The following is a 19,546-nucleotide window of genomic DNA, read 5'->3' on the forward strand; positions in this document are numbered from 1 at the left end:
TAAATCTTTTTTGGCTTACGCGGAAACTAAACTTAAATCGTATCCATAGGCTTTTTGAATATTGGCTGCGGTGAGCACTTCCCGGCAGGTACCACTTGCAATTAACTGCTTATTTAGCAATAATAAATTGTCGTACTGTTTTAAAGTTTCGCCTAAATCGTGGCTGATTACTAGCAATGTTTTATTTTCGGCTTTGAGCTCTGCAAAAATATTGAAAATAATTTCTTCAGTTGCTTTGTCGATCGCGTTAAAAGGTTCGTCGAAAAAAAATAAATCGGCTTGTTGGGCGATCGACCTTGCTAAGAAAATCCGCTGCTGCTGTCCGCCAGACAGTTCGCCAATTTGCCGATCGCGCAAATCCCACATTCCTACCCGCAGCAAAGCAGCTTTGACCAATTCTTGGGACTGCTTCGAGGGAGTGCGAAACCAACCAGTCTGAACGGTTCGCGCCATCATCACCGCATTCCACACCGTAATCGGATAATCCCAGTCAATTTGTGATCGCTGCGGCACATAAGCCACCCGCGACAACTGTTCCTTCAGCAGCCGCCCCTGATATTTGACCAAACCGCGACAGGTGGGTATCAATCCCAGCATCGCTTTCACCATCGTGCTTTTCCCCGCGCCGTTGGGGCCGAACACGCCAGTTAATTGTCCGGGATCTAACTGGAAATTCACGCTGTTGAGGGCCGCAATTCCGCGATAATTGACAGCCAAGTCTTGCACTTCTAGCATAATTAGAGATTTTGAGAACGATTCTTGTTCGTAGCTACTACAATAGGATAACTCGAAAAAGCAATAATGATTATCGTTCCAAAGGTGAAAATGTTAAAGAACTTGGCTGGAAAAACCCGCAGATTGTGGGGTACGGCTGTTTTGGCAATTGGTTGCGGAGTGGTTGCGTGCAGTGGAGCACAGAACGCAAGTAATGGAGTGCCAGAGAGTCCCGCCGCAACTCAAACTCCAGCCAGTCAGGCCGCCAACTTGCCCAAAGTCGTGGCCACGACTGGCGTTATCTGCAACCTAACTAAAGAAATCGCTCAAAGTTCGATCGACACCACCTGTCTAATCAAGCCGGGAGACGACCCCCACGCCTATCAAACCAAGCCGGAAGACCGCAAAGCGATTGAAACAGCAAATCTGATTTTATACGGCGGCTACAACCACGAACCCAGCATCATTAAGTTAATTCAATCCAGCAGTAATTCCGCGCCCAAAATCGCCGTCCACGAACTCGCCGTTCCCAAACCGCTGATGGGCAAAGACGAGCACGAACACGGTGAAGAGAAAGGGGAAAACCAATCTCATGCAGAAGGCGAAAAAGTCCCTGACCCTCACGTTTGGCATAACCCTCAAAATGGCATCCGTATGGTAGAAACAATTCGCGATGAATTGATCAAAGTTTCCCCCAACAATGCTCAAATTTATACAAAAAATGCAGCCAGCTTAACAGATGAGTTGCAAAAAATAGATACTTGGATTAAAGCTCAAATTGCGACTATTCCAGCCCAAAAACGCAAGTTAGTAACAACTCACGATGCTCTGAGTTACTATGCCGATGCTTACGGTTTGGAGATGGCTGGAGCTTTGCAGGGTGTGACGACAGAGGAACAGCCCACCGCCGCAAGAATTGCCGAATTGTCCTCAGAAATTAAGACCACAGGAGTGCCGACAATTTTTGCAGAAACTACAACTAATCCGAAGTTGATGGAGACTGTGGCGAGGGAGGCAAATGTCAAAATTTGGGACAAAGAACTTTACAGCGACGAGTTGGGCGGCCCGGGCACCGATGCTGATACATATCAGGGAATGCTGAAAACTAATACTTGCGCGATTATTTCTGGCCTCGGCGGTAATTGTACTTCCTTTGCCGGAGAAACTGCACCAACTCCCAAACCATAGAATTTTCTAAAGTTCGCCTACTACCAAGAACCTTACATTTTCTGGGTAAGCAGCAAAATGCAGCGCTCGCAATCGCAGGGGTTTTCGATTGCAAACGCAGCGTTTGCTGCGATGACTTTAAGGTGAATTTTGCTCCTCGGTACTGGGGGGTTTTTGACCAATTCCCAATTGCTTCTTAGAGGATTTTAAGTCTTTCCAAAGCATCTTAATATCTTTATAAGCTTTCTCAGCGCTAATTTTCCCCCCTGTTTCCAGCGAGCAAATATAAGTTATTTTTTGAGCAAACTCCTGCAAGTTGGCATTAAACGCCAAGTTTTCTGGCGTGAAATCACCGTAGTAGCGATTGCGAGGATGTAAAAAATCTTCCCGCTCTTTCATTGCCCCCTCCTAATTAAACTTTTGGTATTCAACTTTTGGTTCGGTCTCTGCTGTTAATAGCACTATTTGTACTCTGTATCGCGGCGCCAACTTGCTTCTATTGTATTGCGTAAGTAGCAATTGTGCTTTTTCGCTCTGTATTTAGTCTATTAATGCAGTCTTAACCTTAAGTTAGCTTTATTTTAACTTTTCTTTAACCTAAAAGCACAAAAAATGGGAAATGCGCGCTTCGCATCTCCCTTAAGATATATTTGGCAGTTGGTGATTAACCTTTTCTGAAGCCGAATATTTATTTGTGGCACTCGCAGCCTGTGTGGCCGCAGCCTTGGCCGTTGGGGTGCCCGTCAGCGCAAGCACTGGAACAGTATGTTTTGCCGTCTTTTTCAATGGCTTCGCTGGGGCTGACAACGCACGAGCATGAAGGACAGGCACATTTTGTTTGGGTGGCAGTAGTCATTTTACATTCTCCTGGTGGGGTTGTTTGTCTATACTAATATATGAACACATATTCAGATATAAGTCAAGGGAGTGTAAAAGTTTTGTTACAAAAGCTTTGCCGATCGCACTAAAATGAAAATGAGAATTAAAATTAGCCGGGAAAAGATGTCACCCAACTCTGCTGTTAATGGAGCGATAAGTCAGCCTCACCAAGAAAACGATACACCAATGTGCGATCGACCGCACCTAGTTGACAGTGTACGGGCCGGGGACATCCAAACACAAGTTCTCAACACCGCAAAAGCTCAGCGGATGGCTGAGTTTTTCAGTCTTTTGGGAGATGCGAATCGCCTGCGGCTGCTGTCGGTTTTGGCAAAACAAGAACTGTGCGTGTGTGACTTGGCTGCGGCGTTGAGTATGAGCGAGTCAGCAGTATCGCATCAGTTGCGGGCATTGCGGGCGATGCGGTTGGTAAGTTACCGCAAGGTTGGGAGACAAGTTTTTTATAGTTTACTCGATCGCCACGTTTTTGAACTTTACCAAGCAGTCGCCGAACACTTAGACGAAGAATAATCTTTTGGGCGTTGGGCAGTGGGCATTGGGCATTGGGCATTGGGCATTGGGCAGTGGGCATTGCTAATCGATTTAAAATTTTGTAGGGGCGGCTTTTACCAATTATTTTGGTTTAAGACCACTAATCTCGTAAACCCGCCCTCACCAAACTCAATATCAATCTTTGACGGTGTGGCCCGTAGCAACAACCGCCTGTGAAATTGACTCTTCAGAAGCTTGAGCTTCAACTGTAACAGTCTTAGCTGCGACATCCACATTGACAGTAGCATCGGAGTCAACAGTTTTGATGGCTTTGGTAATTGTATCAGCGCAGCCAGAGCAGACGATCGAGGGAACGTTAAGTAGTATTGCCATAATTAAGCAAATTTTCGTAGATGACAGTATTATTTTTTATTTTAATCTAAATTCGTGAAACACGCGCTTTCCCCGATTCCGGCAGGGGCTTAAACCCCTGCCTCAAAGCTCAATTCGGTTAAAACCGACTGTAGAGTTTGACGTTAAAAGTTATAGATTATTTCCTACCAATATCACTTCCAACTTAATACCTCTGAAGGCACATTAATCTCCGGTATGCAGCGGCCAACGGCGGCGGCTACAGGGCGCAAACTAACAACTAAATCTACCATATCGGGCAAAGAAAGAGCTTGCCGCGCGTCAGAAACCGATTTTTCCGGTTGCGGGTGACACTCAATAATTAATCCGTCTGCACCGCAAGCAACCGCTGCTTTGGCTAGTGGTGCGACTAATTCTCGCTTGCCGACGGCGTGAGAAGGGTCTACAATTACTGGCAAATGAGTTAACTGTTTCAGCGCTGCGACTGCACCTAAATCTAATACATTCCGGGTGTAATTGTCGAAGCTGCGGATGCCTCTTTCGCACAGAACTACATGAGGATTTCCGTGACTGAGAATGTATTCGGCGGCCATCACAAATTCTTCGATTGTGGCTGACAAGCCACGTTTTAGCAGGACTGGTTTTCCGGCTTGACCGATCGCCTTTAGTAACTCGAAGTTTTGCATATTCCGGCTGCCTAGTTGCAGCATATCAGCATAGGTGACAACTGGCTCGATTTGGGCGATCGACATTACCTCTGTCACCACGGGCAAACCGTAACGCCGGCTGACATCAGCTAAAATTTCCAGTCCCTCAATTCCCATCCCTTGGAAAGCATAGGGAGAAGTGCGGGGTTTGTAGACTCCGCCTCGCAAAGCTTGCACGGATGCGGCGGATAGTTGGCGGGCGACTGTTTCCATTTGTGCGGAACTTTCTACGGTACAGGGGCCACCGATGATTAATAATTCTGTGCCGCCGACTGAGACTGTTTCTGAGAGTTTGACAATTGTTTGGTGTTCGGGATGAGATTTGGTTACGAGTTTGGCTTCTAACATGAGGGTATTTTCCTAGAAATTTAAGTGGGTGGTTGACAATAAAAAACCCGGAACTTTTAAGGAGTTCCGGGTTGGTGCGAAAAGACAGCACGACAATTTACCCAGAACTCCTGTGGGGCCAAAAATAAAAGCTGTAGTACCAGTTACTGAATAATGTCATTGCTGTTTTCGCTTGTGCTCGATTGGTTGTTGGGGAAAGAAGTAGAAAAAACAAAACCGCAGGTGTTAATCTGCGGTTCGCCCGGATGTTCACAGTGAATTACCAATTCACTCCGGGCGAACTTGGCTGCACCAAAAATAAAAATTGCTGTGGGCTGTGAACATAGCTAAAGTGCTGCAATTTGTGGATTAAACACCATACTATTCGACAAGCTAGCACAGGGAGACTGGGATGTCAAGTTATTTTTGGCAAAAGATTTGTAAATGCCGCGGCGGTTGGAAACCGCGGCTACAAAGACGAAACCTGCCTCCGCAGGTTGGGACATTCACATTTACCAGTCCACGTAGGTGAACTTTGTTTGTGTAGTAGCGGTTTCTAACCGCCGAAAATTGTCGAAAATTAACTACTTATGGTTGAATGAAAATACCGATCGCATTATGAACTCTAGCCGCCGTTGACGGAGGTCGATCGAGCAAACTACCTCCCAAATACAAACTCGTCGAACTTCCCCCATCCAAATTTAAAGCCTCCACAGCACCCATTTGCTGCAATATCTGCGCCAGTTCTGCGAAATTTGGCCCCGCCCCGCCCGCACGATTGTGCACCGCTACAATCAGCAAATTCCCCGCAGCATTTCGCCCGATCGCACTTCTAATTGCTGTCTGTCTAACATAGGCATCGCTAAACCCTTCCGCCCTAGCATCCAGCACAACTTGACTGTTTTGTACCAACACCGGTCCGCCGCCGAGAATGTACGGAAAACGGTTAAAATCAGCAGGAAAAGTGTTAGTTTCTAAACGCAATAAAGTGCCGATAGAGAGTTCAGATGCAGGGAACAAATCGGCACGCAAAGCCAAAATATAACCGTTAGCTGGAATGGGAAAAGTTGTTATTCCCACCGCACCTGCGGGGGATTGGCTGACAACTCTATCGTCCGCAACTGTCACAACTATTTCATTGCCAGACAACGGAGTATAAGTTGTTCCCCAATCAGAATTGTAGCGACCGATTCCCGGTTGTACGTAGGCACTATTGAGATGAGAAACAGGCAAAAATTGATTGGCCGGAGTGATCAAAATTTCTTGCAAAGTTAAACGATCGATCGCAAATTCTCCCCGATCGTTCCAGGCGATCGCCCCCCGGTTCAAAATCGGCCCGGAAAGCCATTTATTGTCACGCCGAATTGCCCCTAAAGCTAAGCGATTAATTCGATTGAAAAAACCTGCATTAATTGCCGCAGCAGCACCCGACACTTCTGCAGTTTGCAATAAAGGTGCAGTGCTTTGCTCGGCAGGCGGATTGCTGAGAATTGGTCGAATTTTTACACCGGATTGACGCGGATTAACTTCTAACCAAACTACTGGAAAACGAGCAGTTCCTAAATTTTGATACTGCTGCCGCCACTGCACACCGGGCGCCCAAACAATGTTTTTTTCTACTAACGAATCTGGCCGAATGTCGATAACTAATCGATTGGGATTTCCCAGGCTGAAAACTTGCGGCCGCCAACCTAAAGGAATCTTCACTTTGACTTTGGTTCGATCGCCGTCAGGTTCGACTTTTAGTGATAGCAATTGTTTGCTGGTTTGAAAAGTGTCCTGAAGTAACGCCGGATCGACTTTGGCATCGATCGCGATCGACCATTCTTGACCGGCGATCGGCGCTGCGGGCGTTATTTGCAGCGGGAGAGCGGGTTTGGTAGGGTCGTCTGGTGTTTCGAGGTTTGGCGCTGCGCGGAGGTTGGGCAGTGGGATAGCGGGCTTTGTGGGGTCGTCCGGGGGGTTGGGTGTGGGTGTCGGCGACGGGATTGGTTTATTGACAAAGTTAACTTGCCAAGGAGTTGGTCGATCGAGATCTACTACAATGCGATCGCCCGATTCTATTTCTGCTTGCCGAATTCCGGTAACACTTGCACTTTGAGAAGTAATTTTTAGAATATTCCCATCAGCAGATATCTCCCAGCCCGCAAGTCTAGCAAAATCGGTAACATCTAAGTAACGATAGGGTCCCGTTGCCCGCGCTGCTAAGCTTTGAGCACCAGTTAAAGATACCGAAAACCACTGCACCGGTTGTTTGGTACTGTCGGCGCTGCTAAGCAAATCCACTCCCGCACTTTGCATCAATCCAACATCAGCAATCCAAGTTCGGAAATTCCCAGAAGTGCTGTTTGCCGGCTGCTGAGTCCAAGCTAGGGGCAGAATGCGGCCGTTTAGAGAAACTTGGCGGCCTTGTCTAATTATCGAAGATGGCGGTACAGATTGAGCCAAAAGCCTATATTCCGACAGGGAATGAATTCCCTCTCTCATAGCTGAAGTTCTCTCAAAAGAACTATCGCTCAATATTTCAGTCGGTTTTAACCGACTTTCGCTATCAGCCAGGGAATTCATTCCCTGGCGGGCTCTCGAAGCATCAATCCGCCCACCCATCTCCCCCTGTTGTGCTCTTCCGGGTTGATTCCAGAGCAAAGACGGGACGATCGCCAGTCCGGGTAAAATCGAGACTGACAATATTAGACGCCAATAGAAAAAATTACGTTTCACAGCTTACAACTCACAATTTCACTTCTAAACGCATGGGGATTTAGAAACCCGGACAATCCGTATGTCTCTTCTTACTAAATCCGATATTTTTGGCGATCGCACTAATTGCGCTCAAGCCCTACTAAAAACTGCTCACCCCGGAATAGAAATCACAAACTCCGAACCCTGGCCCAAAGAAGAATTCACGAGTAACGTACCTCCATGTTTTTCTACAACAATTTGGTGGGCTATAGACAATCCTAATCCAGTTCCTTGACCCACGGGTTTGGTTGTGAATAAGTGGTTAAAGATGTTTTCCTTGACTTCGGCTGACATCCCCACTCCATTATCCTTAATGCGAATCAAAACCTGATTGTTGTCTTCGCTCAGAGCAGTTTGAACCGTGATTTGATTAGGTAAGGCTTTAATTTCACTAAAACTCCGCCCCTTATTTGACTCCTCCAGAGCGTCAATGGCATTAGCCAGTATGTTCATAAATACCTGGTTCAACTGTCCGGGAAAGCATTTCACTAGGGGCAAGTTACCATACTCTTTCACAACTTCAATGGCAGGGCGGAACTCGCTGGCTTTTAAACGGTGCTTGAGAATTAGCAGAGTGCTTTCAAGTCCATCATGAATATTGAAAGAAACTGGTCGATCGCTATCAGCCCTGGAAAACGTTCTCAAACTCGTACTGATATTGCGAATGCGCTCGACTCCCTCCTTCATTGAGCTAATCAATTTGGGCAAATCTTCTCGCAAATACTCCAAGTCTATATCCTCAATTTCTGTTTCAATTTCCCCTCCCGGATTGGGAAATTTTTCTTGATACAAATCAATCAAATTGAATAAATCCCCCACGTATTCTTGAGCCGGTTGCAAGTTGCCGGCGATAAAGCCTACGGGATTGTTAATTTCGTGGGCTACACCTGCGACTAAATTTCCCAGAGCAGACATCTTTTCTCCCTGCACCAATTGCAGTTGCATCTGTTTGAGATCCTGGATAGACTGCTCCAGTTTTTGGGCATAATCCTGAGATTGTTGATAAAGCTGTTGAGATTGTTGATACAATCGGGCGTTTTCCAGCGAGATGGCAGCTTGCGAGCAGAGGATGTTGAGGAGGGCGACGCGATCGCCAGTGAATGCCCCTGTCGTCAGATTATTTTCCAAATACAGAATTGCCATCATTTTGCCTTGATGGATAATCGGAGTACAGAGGATGCTCTTAGGTTGGTGCTGCTTGATATAGGGGTCAGAAGTAAATATTAATTCAGTCTTGACATCATCGAAAACTAGGGTTTTATTGCTACGTTTAACGTAATTAATCACAGTCTGGGGAATAGATTCGCTCTCCTCAATCCCAATAGTTTCTTGCAGAAGACAGCCTTGGCGATCGCTACAGTGGACGGCGATTTTCCAGTTGTCCTCTTCTTTCAAAATCAATACTCCTGTTTGAGCGCCTGCATTCTGAATCGCTACTTCCATAAGGGTAGTGAGCAATTGTTCCAGCTTAATTTCGCTAGACAAAGCTTGATAAGCTTTGATAACAGTTGGTAAATCTATTACTGTGGTACTCGTACTTCCAGCAATTGTTTGGCGATGACTAGAAATTAATGAAGTCTCATGGGAGGTAGTACCTTTCTCGAACGAACCAGCATTTTCCTGTTTGAAGATAGGAGCAAGAAGTTCGGGATAGCGTTGTTCTAAATCGTCGATTTTTGCTTTCGCTCCCCAACGAGCATAAGCATAGTAAGCATCTCTTAGATATACCTGGCCAAGTTTTTCTTTCCCCCATGCCATGTAGAATTTAGCAGCCAATTCATTCGCCAGAGCTTCTTCGTTGAGATAATCGTTTTCTTTAGCAAGAACAATAGCGCGATCGTAATTCTCCATCGCCTGCACATTTTCACCCAGCACTCGGAAAAGTTCGGCTTCCACTAGGAAAAATTTGTGAGAGAAATTCATGGGGGCGTGATGCGCCCATTTATGAAGGGTTTCTTGGTTGCTTTTTACTTTTTCCAGATGTTCTTGTTTCTCTTCGGAGGAAGCCACATCGGTACAAACGCCCAGCCGTGCTAGAGAGTCATAAAAGTAGAACATGGGCACATTCAGCATACCCGTCACCGCGTCTAAATACTGTTCGGCTTGCCGAGCATTTTCTAAAGCTTGCTCGGTTTCTCCAAATAGGTAACACACAAGCATTTTATGGAAGTACAAATAGTGGAGCCCGTTGCGATCGTTTGCTTGGATGTGAAATGGGAGCATTGTTTCTTCATTGTAGGCATCTCCCACAAATTGACATGGATTTTCCGATCGCCCCAGCAGGTTTAATAAAGCCTGATGAACGATTTGAGTATAATTTAACGCTGCTTCTTGTTTAAATTGAACCAGCGCATTGCAGTAAGTCGCTACCTCCTCTTCGAGTCCGGCAATTTCCCGACCGATTAAATATGAATATTGAGAGATTTCTTTGGCTGAATATCCTAATTCTAGCTCTCCTGTTTCCAGTCCTCTGGCGTAACCCTCTTTTAAAAGAGGGATGGTTTCTTTAACATGATGTTTACCATGTATGATGTGAACGGCGACTGTATAATATACTTTAGTTTTGAGGTAATTAGCATTAAATAAATCAACAATATTTAACGCCAATTGCCCAAATTCAAACCCGGTTTCAATATCTTGAACTACACCGCTTAATACCAATCCATACAAGCCGTAAGCAAAAGCAGATAAGGGAGCATTTCCATAACTAACCGACAAATGCACCATTTCCACAATAACCAGTGGCAGGAGAAGTGGAGCCGTGATGTAGGCTGGAGAAACTAAACCTGATAAAATCCGCAAGGCTGCTTGCTTTTGGAGATTTTCCATTTCTGCCAAATCAATAAACTCCGCGATTTTTTTACCCGCAAAAAGTGACGCGGTTTGTTCTAGTCGCTGCTGAATATCTGCCGGAGTTGGATTTTCTGGGAAGCAGATTCCCAAAAGTTTGAGAACTGCTAACCCCATTTCAACGGCTTGTTTGGGTTTGACTTGCGCCGTACAAGCAGAAAGCTCGATTTCATAAACTTTGACCTTATCCAGCAGCGTTCTGGCATTGTGGAGGACTAAAGCTGCTAATTCCTGCATTTCCTGAAAATCATAGCTCAGGTATGCAGTTTCTGCCGCTAATACGTGCAGTTCGAGGGCTGTTTCATAGTGAGTTTGCCAGCTATCGGGAGCTAGGATTTGTCTGCCAAAACTTAAATATTTGCGTGCTGCAGCATAAGCAGTAGCAGTCTTCGCCTTGCGTCCCGCCGTCAAATTCAACTCAACCAGTTGGTAACGCTGTGTTGTTTCGGCAATTAAATCAACACCATAATTCAACTGGTTGACTATATTAAAAATTTGCTCTTCCCTTTCAGTTGTCGGAGTATTAATCAACAACAGTTGGCCAATATTGAGGTGAGTGGATTGTTTCTGGGATTCGGGAATCAAAACGTAAGCTGCTTGCTGTACGCGATCGTGCAGAAATTTGTAATAACAGGAGTCGGGATTCTGGAACCATGAGTCAGAAGTATTGCTGTCTCCTTGTGAATTCTGATTTATGAATTCAACCTCGTCTGAAGTAAAAAATTTATAAACTTCAGTTAGTGGGAGAATCAACCCTGCTTGCAAAGCAGGCCACAAGTTGGCTGCCGTATCTGAAGAAGATTTTTCACAAACTACCGCCAATGTTGCTAAATCGAATTCGTTGCCAATGCAGGCAGCTAACTTTAAAACTTCTTGCGTCTGGGATGGCAACTTTTGCAATTGAAGCGCCATGAACTCTACAACATCATCTGTCAGGGCTAAGGTTCGCACTGTGGCGATATCGCACTGCCAATACCGCTCGTCAAAATTAAATGTAATTAGCCCATCTTTATGCAGAGATTTGAGAAATTGCGTGCTAAAAAACGGATTGCCTTGGGTTTTTTGATCGACCAGTTCTGTTAAGGGCATAGCCAACGCTCTAGAACAAACTAAAGTATCGGCAATCAAACAATTCAAATTGAAGCAATCGAGCGGCGCGAGGGTAATGGTGTTTACCGTAGCTCCGCTTTGTTGAATGTCGGATAACGTCAGCACCAAAGGGTGTACGGGACTGACTTCGTTATCTCGATATGCTCCAATTAATAAGAGATAGCGCCGATCGCGATCGCTCGTCAGAAGTTTAATCAAGTTCAATGAGGCTGAGTCGGCCCATTGCAAGTCGTCTAAGAAGATGACGAGGGGATGTTCTTTGGTTGTGAAGAGTTGAATGAAGTTCTCTAATAAGCGATTGAAGCGATTTTGGGCAGCACTGCCGACGAGTTCTGGTGCCGGTGGTTGCTCTCCGATAATCCGTTCTAGTTCAGGAATTACCTCAACGATTACCTGAGCATTCTCGCCCAATGCTGCCAGGATTTGAGTCTTCCACTGTTCAACTTTAGCATCTGTTTCGCTCAGCAATTGGTTTATTAAATCGCGAAAAGCTTGTACAAAAGCTGAGAAGGGTTGGCTGCGTCCAAATTGGTCGAATTTGCCTTTGATGAAGTAGCCTCTAGCTGCGACAATCGGTTTGTGAACTTCGTTGACGACGGCGGTTTTGCCAATGCCTGAGAAGCCAGCCACCAGCATCATTTCGGCGCTTCCTGCACTGACGCGATCGAAGGCTGTCAGTAGGGAGAATACTTCGATCTCTCTACCATATAATTTTTCGGGAATGATGAAGCGATCGCACAAATCTCGCTGCCCTAGTTTAAAAGAGGCGATGTCTCCAGTTTTTTGCCACTGGTACCAACAATTTTCCAAATCAAACTTGAGTCCGATCGCACTTTGATACCTATCTTCAGCATTCTTCGCCATCAGTTTGCTAACAATTTCAGACAACACCAATGGAACTTTATTGTTGAGGTGATGAACTGAGATAGGCTGCTTGGCAAGGTGACAGTGTACTAACTCTATCGGATCTTCGCTTTGGAAAGGCAACTGTCTCGTCAGCAGTTCGTAGAATGTGACTCCCAGAGAGTAGAAATCCGTGCGGTAGTCAATCCCTCGGTTCATTCGCCCAGTTTGTTCTGGAGATATGTAAGGTAAAGTGCCTTCAAGGAGGTTGGGATTTTGAATTTCTTGGGTTTGGCGCGGCAATAGGGAAGCGATGCTGAAGTCAATCAGCTTAACTTGTTTGCTGACAGGGTTAATTAAAATGTTGGCGGGTTTGAGATCCTTATGGATGATGTGGTGGCGATAAAGTCCCTCAAGCGAGTTGGCAATTTGAATGGCAATGGGAAGAAACTCGTTAAGGGGCAAGCCTTCTAGGGGTTCCTTGCTGGCGAACACCAGACTAGCGAGGTAGCTACTTAAGGAAATTCCGCCAAAGTCTTCCATCACCAGAGCATAGTGGTTATGGTAAGTCTCCAGGCTGTATGCCTTGACAGTGCCGGGGATCTCTAAGTTTTTAGTAATGACGTACTGGTTGCGGAAGTGAACCAGTTCGTGAAAGCGGGGAAAGTCATTTCGCAGCAGTTTGATCACGACGGGCTGCTGATCTGAAGACCGACGGCCACGATAAACTAGAGTTCGATTGCCTGCGTATATTTGCTCGTTAATTTGATATCCTCGAAAAATATTTGTTATGCTCGCCATACCTACCTACTCCTACTGCTTCTGTCAAGCCTGAAGCTTTTTAGAGTTACTATCTACTATTTTCGCTCTATCGGCTGTGCTATTGATTAACTATATTTAGTTTAATCTACTTTGTCGCTCAAATTATGAAAGCGCTCTCTTAAAACCAGACTTAATATTTGGTTTTTTTTTCTTCTATACTTTTTTTGAGATAGCGTTGACCTAAAATTACTTTAGCTTTTGGCTTATTTGCTGAGTCATTAACACGCATTGATACAAGTGTGCGGGGTGAATTTCAGCTAACCTCTTCCTTACGAAAAAAAGCGTGGATTCTCAAGCGATATGCTATTTTAATCATTGTCAAGTTATTTTAATAATATCTCTCATATAATAGGATTACCATGATTTATATCACTGGGCTTCGATCTACCTGTATGCAGAATTGAGTGTAATCACCATCGGCACATTTTACCAGTCTTACGATTTCCGCTAACTAACCTTTCTTTTATAAAAGATAGGCATGAAATATTCCCCCTGCCAATCAAATATGTAAAAACGCTCACGGTTGAGCTAAACAAAATTACCAAGAACAAGCTTGTGAGCGTTAGTCGAGTTGAGTTTGAGATTTGAGATTTACTTCAATGAATCTGGCAGCTTGAACAGTGGTCTAAAATTTTTGCCTCTCCCCGAATCTTGTCAGCAAGCAAGTATCCATTTGGGCGCGTGATCAAAAAGGCGGCGCAGGCTCTACCAGATGCTCCTAATGTGTTAGAAATCCTTGAAATATCCTGCATTGATGAGTGATATCCATTCCGGTTGTATCGGAATGATTAAACCGCAGAGGACGCAGAGGATACAGAGAAAGGGAAGAGAGAGATGAATAATTCCGATGCCAACGGATTTGAGATGACAAAACTTTGTGGGTAAAAAAATCTAAATTAGAGTTATGGAAAACTGTCAACTTTTTTCGGCTAGGCATCTTAGCGTGAGTTCTGGACGATCGCTGACAAGACTTGCACGCAAACTCTAAGTCTAATGGGTGAAATTTTATCAATTTTTTGATAAACTTGATGTTCGCGGCTTGAGAGTTGACTTCACAATAAGACAGGTTTCACCAGTTGTGAACCGCGCTGCTACATTGCACCTACCGACTGAGCGGGCAGGTTGCTTTTGTGTCTGCGGGCGCTGACGAAAGCAACTCAACAGCGCAGCAAGCAAAATAACGCTAAAGTTACTATCTACCTGAGTCCGCAAGGCTACCCTTCCGAGCTCAGGAAAAACCCACACAAAAAACTAGATCGGCTGCAATGTATCTAGTTGCAGGGCGGCGATCGCCCAAAGAATCACTGCTTTTTAACAGCAGGGTATTCTAGGAGACATCTCTGAGGCGATGCGAGCGAGATAATTTAAAATCTGCAAACAGGGTTTCAGTGCTAGGTACAGGCCGCATAGACGTAAATTTTTAATCAAATCAGCTTCCAATGTGCTGTCTTAAAGTTTACTAGGCTCCCACCGCTCGGCAGCCTTCTCTCTCCGAGCTATAAAAACGCATCAACCACACAATCACGGAAATAACATTCAATCAACATGGGTAACACGATCGATCCAAACAGAAACGTGCATCAGACTGAGCGAGGAACTCCATTCGCCGGCCAAAGCTGGTTAGTGGAAGAAAGAGATGCCTGCGGTGTGGGTTTTATTGCCAACCAAAGCGGCGAAGCTACGCACTCGATTATTGAAAAAGCGCTCCCAGCTTTAACTTGTCTAGAACATCGCGGCGGTTGCAGCGCCGACCAAGATTCCGGCGACGGTGCGGGTTTGATGACCGCGATTCCTTGGGAATTGCTGGATACTTGGTTTGTCGAACAGGGAATTGTGCCTCCGGCGCGGGAAAACTGCGGCGTGGGAATGCTGTTTCTGTCTCAAGATAAATTTCAAGCGACTATAGCGCGGCAGGTGGTTGAGCAAGTTCTGACCGATCGCGAGCTGACAGTTGTGGGATGGCGCAAAGTTCCCATTGTACCGTCGGTTTTGGGCGAGCAAGCGCTAGAAAATCAACCTCAAATCGAACAAGTAATTGTCAGTTCACCGCACTTAGCCGGAGACGAACTCGACAAACATCTATTTCTGGCGCGCCGCACGATCGGACACGCGCTGTCAAATCGCCCCAACTTCACCCGCCAAGACTTTTATACTTGCTCTTTTTCCTGCCGCACGATCGTCTATAAAGGCATGGTGCGATCGGCCGTATTGGCAGAATTTTACCCAGACCTGAAAAATCCCGCTTATAAAAGCTCCTTTGCCGTCTATCACCGGCGCTTCAGCACCAACACGATGCCCCGCTGGCACTTAGCCCAGCCCATGCGCTTGCTGGGACACAACGGGGAAATTAACACGCTGTTGGGCAATATTACCTGGATGAAGGCGCGGCAAGCGAATTTAGCTCACCCGAATTGGAGTCAAGCTGATATCGACACGTTTAACCCAATTGTCAATCCCGAAAGCAGCGATTCGGCAAACTTGGACAACGTGATGGAGTTGTTGGTGCACTCCGGCCGCACCCCCCTGGAATCCCTGACAATTCTGGTGCCCGAAGCTTACAAAAATCAGCCGGATTTGGCTCCTTATCCAGAAATTGTCGATTTTTACGAATATTACAGCGGCATTCAAGAACCTTGGGACGGCCCCGCACTGCTGGTGTTCAGCGACGGGAAACAAGTAGGTGCTACGCTCGATCGCAACGGTTTGCGGCCGGCCCGCTACTGCATTACTAAAGACGGTTTGGTAATTGTGGCTTCGGAAGCGGGAGTTGTCGATATTCCCGAAGCAGATATTGTCGAAAAAGGCCGTTTGGGGCCAGGACAAATGATTGCAGTTGACCTGCAAACCAAGGAAATTCTCAAAAATTGGCAACTCAAGCAGCGAATTGCTAAGCGGCATCCCTACGGCGAATGGCTGCAACAAAACCGCGAAATCTTGCAACCGCAGCCTTTTGCCGAAACAGCAACCCTCGACTCCCAAACCCTGTTAGCAACCCAAACTGCTTTTGGCTACACAGCAGAAGATTTGGACATGGTGATCGTCGAGATGGCGAGTTCTGGGAAAGAACCGACTTTCTGCATGGGCGACGACGCTCCCTTAGCTGTATTGTCAGAAAAGCCTCAGTTGCTGTACAACTATTTCAAACAGCGGTTCGCTCAAGTGACAAATCCGCCGATCGACCCCCTGCGCGAGGGGATGGTGATGTCGCTGACGATGAATGTGGGCCTGCGGGGCAATTTACTGCAAGCAGTACCAGAAAATGCCAAGCGCATGAAAATTGATTCCCCCGTACTCAACGACGCTGAACTGTCTTTCTTGAAAGATCAAAAGTCTTTCCCCGCAACCGAATTGTCAACGCTTTACAAAATTGCGGCCGGGCCTGGAGGTTTGAAAACCGCAGTCGAGCAACTTTGTCAAAAGGCGGCTCAAGCCGTGCGCGAGGGTTCGAGAATTCTGATTTTGAGCGATCGACTTTTGAAGAAAGAAGGCGATGGATCTTCTGTTGGATTGAGTGCAGAATGCACTTATATTCCGCCCTTCCTGGCAGTTGGCGCGGTTCACCACCACTTAATTAGCGTCGGGCTGCGGATGCAAACTTCCCTAGTTGTCGATACCGCCCAATGTTGGAGCACTCACCACTTCGCTTGTTTGATCGGTTACGGTGCGGTGGCTGTTTGCCCTTACCTGGCCTTAGAAAGCGTGCGCGCCTGGTGGTCTGACAGCAAGACTCAAAACTTGATGCAGCACGGCAAAGTTCCCAATATTACCGTGACACAGGCTCAAGCTAAATATCGCACAGCGGTGGAAAATGGGCTGCTGAAGATTCTCTCGAAAATGGGGATTTCACTACTGGCTAGCTATCAGGGGGCACAAATCTTTGAGGCGATCGGCATTGGCGGCGATTTGCTCGATTTGGGCTTCAAAGGCACTGTTTCTCGGATCGGCGGTTTGAGTGTCGCGGAACTGGCTAACGAGGTAATGTCTTTCCACAGTCAGGCTTTCCCAGAATTGGTTCTGAAAAAGCTGGAAAACTTCGGCTTCGTGCAGTACCGTCGCGGCGGCGAATATCACATGAACAGCCCAGAAATGGCCAAGGCTTTGCACAAAGCCGTGACTACTTTTAAGGCTCAAACTAACAGTAATGGCAATGGGGCCGAACCAAAAATGACACCAATTGGTGACAAAAATTCGGAAAGTGCCTACGACCATTACGAGGTTTACAAGAAACAGCTCGAAAATCGCCCGGTAACTGCTTTGCGGGATTTGCTCGACTTTGCGAGCGATCGCCCTCCCATTGCGATCGAAGAAGTAGAATCTGTAGCAGATATTGTCAAACGCTTCGCCACCGGCGGAATGTCTCTCGGCGCTTTGTCCCCAGAAGCCCACGAAACGCTAGCGATTGCGATGAACCGCATCGGCGGCAAATCCAACTCCGGCGAAGGTGGCGAAGATCCGGTGCGCTACAAAGTGCTAAACGATGTGAGCGCGGCGGGTTTCTCACAAACGCTACCTCACTTGAAAGGTTTGCAGAACGGCGATACAGCTTCTTCATCCATCAAACAGGTAGCTTCGGGACGCTTCGGGGTGACTCCTGAGTACCTGATGAACGCCGAACAAATTGAAATTAAAATCGCACAAGGTGCGAAACCAGGTGAAGGCGGTCAATTGCCAGGGGCGAAAGTGAGCGAGTACATTGCTTATTTGCGCCGATCGAAACCGGGTGTCACGCTGATTTCGCCTCCTCCTCACCACGACATTTATTCGATCGAGGATTTGGCGCAGTTGATTTTTGACTTGCACCAAATCAATCCGAAAGCGGGAGTTTCGGTGAAGTTGGTGTCGGAAGTCGGCATCGGGACTGTAGCCGCCGGTGTCGCCAAGGCAAATGCTGATGTGATTCAAATTTCCGGCCACGATGGCGGCACTGGTGCTTCGCCACTGAGTTCGATTAAGCACGCAGGTTCTCCGTGGGAACTCGGATTGACAGAAGTTCACCGGGTGCTGATGGAAAATAAATTGCGCGATCGAGTTTTGCTGCGCGTTGACGGTGGCTTTAAAAGCGGCTGGGACGTGATTGTAGGCGCTTTGATGGGCGGCGAAGAGTACGGTTTCGGTACGGTGGCAATGATTGCAGAAGGCTGTATTATGGCTCGCGTTTGCCACATGAATAGTTGTCCGGTCGGCGTGACAACTCAACAAGAACACTTGCGGAAACGGTTCCCCGGAACGCCGGAACACGTGGTGAATTTCTTCTATTTCGTAGCACAAGAAGTGCGGAGTTTGCTGGCGAAATTGGGTTATAAGTCGATCGCAGATATCATCGGCCGCGCGGATTTGCTGAAAATGCGCGATGGGGTGCAACTAACTAAAACCCAAGCAATTAATTTGGATTGTTTGACCAAGTTACCGGATACTAAGAGCGATCGCTCTTTCTTGATCCACGGCGACGTACACACAAACGGGCCAGTGTTAGACGACGATTTGCTGGCGGATGCTGAGATTCAAAGTGCGATCGCCAATCACGGCACTGTTAGCAAGAATGTAAAATTGGTGAATACCGATCGCACTGTGGGAGCGCGTTTGGCAGGTGCGATCGCACAGCAACACGGTAACACCGGCTTTAGCGGTCAAATCACGCTCAATTGCACTGGTAGCGCGGGCCAAAGCTTCGGCGCGTTCAATTTGCCGGGGATGACGCTGGTACTGTCAGGCCAAGCCAATGACTACGTTGGTAAGGGGATGCACGGTGGCGAAATCGCGATCGCACCGCCGGCTGGTGCGACTTATGATGCTTCCGAAAATGCGATCGTCGGTAACACTTGTTTATACGGTGCGACGGGGGGAACTCTGTTGGCTGCGGGTAAAGCTGGCGAACGGTTTGCAGTGCGTAACTCGATGGCGAAAGCAGTGATCGAGGGTGCGGGCGATCACTGCTGCGAGTACATGACTGGTGGCGTGATTGTGGTGTTAGGAAAAGTCGGCCGGAATGTCGGCGCTGGAATGACTGGCGGCTTGGCTTATTTCCTCGATGAAGATGGGACTTTCCCGGCTCACGTCAACGGGGAGATTGTGAAGATGCAGCGCGTTTGTACGGCGGCTGGGGAGGCGCAATTGAAGGAGTTAATTGAGGCTCAGCGCGATCGAACGGGCAGCAAGAAAGCTGAGAAGATTTTAGCAAATTGGTCGGAATATTTGCCGAAATTCTGGCAAGTTGTGCCGCCAAGTGAAGCGAATTCGCCGGAGGCTTCGGAACAAAAGATTGCTGTGGAAGTTTAATTTTCCAGTTGGTTAAATAGATGAGGGGCGACGCGAGTTGCCCCTTTTTTCATCTTCATATCAAAAGCGAAATTATTCATCTCTCTTTCTCTTGTGTTCCTCTGCGCTCTCCGCGCTCTCTGCGGTTTAATAATTCCTAACTGGAGTTTAGACTAAAGAGTACGATCACCCTCAAGCAAAAGTGATCTCCCCACAGCACAATCGAAGGGATGAGAGAACCAACAACAGGCAAAAAAATACCGGGT

General features: G+C 46.9%; 11 protein-coding genes. 3 read left to right on the top strand and 8 right to left on the bottom strand.

The features are described from left to right. Positions 1–15 precede the first annotated feature (15 nt). Positions 16–735: a metal ABC transporter ATP-binding protein gene (locus QUA07_RS11335; protein WP_333325024.1), complete on the bottom strand. Its 720-nt coding sequence runs from the start codon at positions 733–735 to the stop codon at positions 16–18. A gap of 66 nt (positions 736–801) precedes the next feature. Between QUA07_RS11335 and QUA07_RS11340 the strand changes: the two genes are divergently transcribed. Continuing rightward, on the top strand, positions 802–1,902 hold the full coding sequence (locus QUA07_RS11340) for a metal ABC transporter solute-binding protein, Zn/Mn family (RefSeq protein WP_333325026.1): 1,101 nt from the start codon (positions 802–804) through the stop codon (positions 1,900–1,902). Between the two features lie 117 nt (positions 1,903–2,019). Here the strand turns inward: QUA07_RS11340 and QUA07_RS11345 are convergent, their stop codons facing one another. Together QUA07_RS11345 and QUA07_RS11350 are read right to left on the bottom strand one after the other, a co-directional pair. Next, entirely contained in the window at positions 2,020–2,280 is a 261-nt protein-coding gene (locus QUA07_RS11345; RefSeq protein WP_006631574.1) for a DUF7219 family protein, read from the bottom strand. 289 nt (positions 2,281–2,569) lie between these two features. After that, the gene (locus QUA07_RS11350; protein ID WP_333081421.1) at positions 2,570–2,737 is read right to left on the bottom strand and encodes a metallothionein; all 168 of its coding nucleotides are present in this window, start codon (positions 2,735–2,737) and stop codon (positions 2,570–2,572) included. 146 nt (positions 2,738–2,883) lie between these two features. Between QUA07_RS11350 and QUA07_RS11355 the strand changes: the two genes are divergently transcribed. Further along, positions 2,884–3,291: a metalloregulator ArsR/SmtB family transcription factor gene (locus QUA07_RS11355; RefSeq protein WP_333081430.1), complete on the top strand. Its 408-nt coding sequence runs from the start codon at positions 2,884–2,886 to the stop codon at positions 3,289–3,291. A 156-nt stretch (positions 3,292–3,447) separates the two neighbouring features. Here the strand turns inward: QUA07_RS11355 and QUA07_RS11360 are convergent, their stop codons facing one another. The 5 genes from QUA07_RS11360 to QUA07_RS11380 form a co-directional block, all read right to left on the bottom strand. Next, the gene (locus QUA07_RS11360; protein ID WP_333081422.1) at positions 3,448–3,645 is read right to left on the bottom strand and encodes a heavy-metal-associated domain-containing protein; all 198 of its coding nucleotides are present in this window, start codon (positions 3,643–3,645) and stop codon (positions 3,448–3,450) included. A gap of 173 nt (positions 3,646–3,818) precedes the next feature. Next, a complete protein-coding gene (aroF, locus tag QUA07_RS11365) occupies positions 3,819–4,679 on the bottom strand; it encodes a 3-deoxy-7-phosphoheptulonate synthase (RefSeq protein WP_333325028.1) in 861 nt (286 codons plus the stop codon). Positions 4,680–5,005: 326 nt separating this feature from the next. Continuing rightward, positions 5,006–5,164 carry a hypothetical protein gene (locus QUA07_RS11370; RefSeq protein ID WP_333307419.1) on the bottom strand — a complete coding sequence of 53 codons (159 nt, stop codon included), beginning with the start codon at positions 5,162–5,164 and terminating at the stop codon, positions 5,006–5,008. A gap of 82 nt (positions 5,165–5,246) precedes the next feature. After that, positions 5,247–7,379, bottom strand: a complete 2,133-nt coding sequence (locus QUA07_RS11375) for a phosphodiester glycosidase family protein (protein ID WP_333325031.1) — start codon at positions 7,377–7,379, stop codon at positions 5,247–5,249. A gap of 132 nt (positions 7,380–7,511) precedes the next feature. Then, complete coding sequence (locus tag QUA07_RS11380) at positions 7,512–13,004, bottom strand: AAA family ATPase (RefSeq protein ID WP_333325032.1); 5,493 nt, start codon at positions 13,002–13,004, stop codon at positions 7,512–7,514. A 1,566-nt stretch (positions 13,005–14,570) separates the two neighbouring features. Here QUA07_RS11380 and QUA07_RS11385 point away from each other — a divergent pair. Continuing rightward, a complete protein-coding gene (locus QUA07_RS11385) occupies positions 14,571–19,301 on the top strand; it encodes a glutamate synthase-related protein (protein ID WP_333325035.1) in 4,731 nt (1,576 codons plus the stop codon). Positions 19,302–19,546: the final 245 nt, after the last annotated feature.

Origin of the sequence: Microcoleus sp. T3_A4 (genome assembly GCF_036700465.1) — a bacterium.
In the GTDB taxonomy this organism is placed as follows: Bacteria; Cyanobacteriota; Cyanobacteriia; order Cyanobacteriales; family Microcoleaceae; genus Microcoleus.